General features: G+C 72.1%; 3 protein-coding genes. All 3 read right to left on the bottom strand.

Annotation, left to right across the window (positions count from 1 at the left end; genetic code table 11):
• Positions 1-64 precede the first annotated feature (64 nt).
• The gene (locus tag ACFWY6_RS44845) at positions 65-1,939 is read right to left on the bottom strand and encodes an anthranilate synthase family protein (protein WP_384703532.1); all 1,875 of its coding nucleotides are present in this window, start codon (positions 1,937-1,939) and stop codon (positions 65-67) included.
• Positions 1,940-1,959: 20 nt separating this feature from the next.
• Positions 1,960-2,583 carry an isochorismatase family protein gene (locus tag ACFWY6_RS44850; RefSeq protein ID WP_384703535.1) on the bottom strand — a complete coding sequence of 208 codons (624 nt, stop codon included), beginning with the start codon at positions 2,581-2,583 and terminating at the stop codon, positions 1,960-1,962.
• Positions 2,584-2,623: 40 nt separating this feature from the next.
• A partial coding sequence (locus ACFWY6_RS44855; RefSeq protein ID WP_384703538.1) for a 2,3-dihydro-2,3-dihydroxybenzoate dehydrogenase occupies positions 2,624-3,297 on the bottom strand: 674 nt, incomplete at its 5' end.

A 3,297-nucleotide genomic window follows, 5' to 3' on the forward strand; every position in this document is an offset into this window, starting at 1 on the left:
GCGCGGCGGGGCCCCCCCCCCGGCGGCCGGTTGCGCGCGCCGTCCTCCCCGTGCTCCCCGCTCCTCACCCTTCGGCGACGTGGGTCAGCAGTTCGGCGAGGATCCGCTCGCCCTCCTGGGTGAGCACCGACTCCGCGTGGAACTGCACGGAGGCGAAGTGCGGCCCGCGCAGCGCGTACACCTCGCCGGTCTCGCGGTCCCGGCTCAGCTCCACCTGGCCCACGCCCGCGCACTCCGTCTTGTCCTCGTTCCACCGGGCCTCGAACGTGTTGTAGAAGCCGACCGTCTCCCGCGCACCGAAGAGATCGATCTCCCGCTGCGTGCCCTGGTTCGGGGTGTCCCTGCGGAACAGGTCGAACCCCAGCCGCGTGCAAAGGACTTGGTGGCTGAAGCAGACGGCGAGAAAGGGCCGGCGCTCGGCGAGGAGCGTGTCGACGGCCGCGCGCAGCCGGTCGACCTTCGGATGTCCGGCGGCCCGCGGATCGCCGGGCCCCGGGCCGAGGAGGACGAAGTCGTACCCGTCGAAGGAGTGCGCCTGGTCGAACCCGCGCACTGTCACGGAGAGCCCCAGAGCGGCCAGTTGGTGCCGGAGCATCGCGGTGAAGGTGTCCTCGGCATCGACGACCAGGACCTTCGCGCCGTCCAGGGCCGGCAGGCGGGGCACCTGCGCGCCGCGCCCGTCGAGCCAGAAGCGGGCGATCGAGGCGTTGCGTTCGGCGAGCGCCGTACGGACGTGGGGGTGCTCGGCGTACCCGGAAGCGCGCCCGCCCTCCAGGGCGGCGAGCAGACCGGCCGCCTTCGCCCGGGTCTCCGCCGCCTCGGCGGCCGGGTCGGAGTGGCGCACCAGCGTCGCGCCGACCCCGATGTCGAGCTGCCCGTCGCCGGCGATCTCGGCGGTGCGGATGAGGATGGCGGAGTCAAGGGTGCGGGCGTCCCGCTCGTCCCGGCCGATGAGCGCGAGGACACCGCTGTAGTAGCCGCGGCCCTCGGGCTCGTACCGCTCGATCACCCGGCAGGCGCTCTCCAGGGGGCTCCCGGTGACCGTGGGGGCGAGCAGCGTCTCGCGCAGGATCTCCCTCGGGTCGCGGTCGCTGCGTCCCTCGATGAAGTACTCGGTGTGCGCGAGGCGGGTCATCTCCTTCAGATAGGGGCCCACCACGCGGCCGCCGTCCTCGCAGATGCGGGCCATCATCTTCAGCTCTTCGTCGAGGACCATGTACAGCTCGTCGGTCTCCTTCTCGTCCGCGAGGAACTCCAGGACCCCGGGCAGCGCGGGCCCCGCGGGCGGATAGCGGTAGGTCCCGCTGATCGGGTTCATCACCGCCGTGCCGTCCTTGAGGCTGACGTGCCGCTCCGGGGACGCGCCGACGAAGGTGCGCGTGCCGGTGTGCACGACGTACGTCCAGTAGGCGCCGGACTCGGTCTCCAGGAGGTTGCGGAAGAAGGAGAGCGCGCTGCGCAGCGTGTAGTCGCGGATCCGGGCCCGGTACGAGCGCCGGATGACGAAGTTCGCGCCCTCGCCCGTGCCGATCTCGTCGGCGATCACGTCGCGCACCGTGGCGGCGTACGTCCCGTCGTCCGGCACGAAGCGGCCGTCCACGAGGTCGGTCGGCTCCCGGGGGAGACGGGCCAGCGCATCCGCGAGGGGAAGGGTGTCCTGTTCGGTCACGCGCAGCGCGAGCAGCGGGGCGCCGTCGTCGACGCCCGCGAATCCGCGTTCGCGGATCTGCCGGTAGGGCACAAGGGCCAGCACGTCGTGCCGGGCGCCCGTGCCGTGGGGCCCCTCCTCAGGGAGCGGGATCGCGCCGAGCTCGGGCCAGGCGTCGACCTCGCCGAGCAGCACATCGAGCCGGGCCTCGCCCTCCGCCGTCGAACGGTGGATCAGCGCGAAGGGCGGCGCCTCGCCCGCAAGCACCCTGTCGAAGGCGTCGGATGTCATGCGAGATGTCGTACGAGACGTCATGCGAGGACCTCCTTGACCGTGGTGACGACGGCGCAGGAGCGTGCCGCGTAGTCGAGGGCCAACTGGTGGCGCTCGGCCGAGAAGTCGGCGACGGCGTCGGCCACCAGGAACGTCTCGATGTCGTTGGAGTACGCGTCGACCGCGGTCATCAGGACGCCCAGGTGGGCGTAGATGCCGCAGAGGATCAGCTGGTCGCGCCCCTGGGCGCGCATCCGCTCCAGGAGTTCCGAGCGGAAGAAGGCGCTGTAGCGCCACTTGGTGAACACCCAGTCGTCGGGCGCGGGGGTCAACTCCCGGGTGACGGCGCGGTGTTCGGAGTCCCCCCGCATGCCGGGGCCCCAGAAGTCCTTCAGGAGCCCGCGGTCGGCGTCGCTCATGTCGCCCGGCTGCGCCGTGTACGCGACGCGCACGCCGAGCGAGGCGCAGTTCTCGCGCAGCTGGGCGATGTTGTCCACCAGCGGCTGCCGCAGGGCCTGGGGGAACGGCCGGAGGAAGTACTCCTGCATGTCGTGCACAAGCAGTACCGCGCGGTCCGGCTCGGCGGTCCACGGTGCGACGGCTTCGGGCAGCTCGCCGGTGCCCGGCAGCTCGTAGGGTTCTATGAGGGGCAGGCCGGTCATGGAGATCCTTTCTACGTGCGGTCGGCGGTCCGGCGGTGGTCTACATGCCGAGCGTGGCGCCGCCGTCGACCGTGAGGCTGTGCAGGGTGATGTGCGCGGCCCGGTCGGAGAGCAGGAAGACCACGGCGTCGGCGATGTCGTCGGGCCGGGCCAGCTTGCGCAGCGGAATCCCCAGCCGGTACTCCTCGGGCTTGCCGTCGAGGGTGCCGCGCGGCCCGCTCTCGTCGTGCCACATCGAGGTGAGCATCGGGGTGTCGGTGGAGCCGGGGGCCACCAGATTGCAGCGGATCCCGTGCTCGGCGACCTCGAGGCCGAGGCACTTGGTGAACATGGTGGCGGCGGCCTTCGACGCCGAGTAGGCGGCCATGTGGGTGCGCGCGGTGCCGGCCGCGTTGGACGCCACCGTGACGATGGAGCCCTGACGGCGCGGCACCATCCGGTTGACGACCGCCTGCGACATGTGGAACACGCCCGTGGTGTTGACCGCGAAGGTGCCCTCCCAGTCGGCGGCGGACAGCCGGCGGGCCTCGCCGAGCCGGAGCACGCCCGCGGTGTTGACGAGGTGGTCCAGCGGGCCAAGGCGACGCTCGACCCGGTCGACCAAGCGGTCGACCACGGCCCCGGCGGTGTTGTCGGCCGGGGCCCGGGGGCGTATAAACAACAACCAGCCCCCGAGACCAGGAAGGCTCTGGGTGGGGGGAAGGGTGGGGGGGT

Source organism: Streptomyces sp. NPDC059037, from assembly GCF_042740015.1.
Lineage (GTDB): Bacteria > Actinomycetota > Actinomycetes > Streptomycetales > Streptomycetaceae > Streptomyces.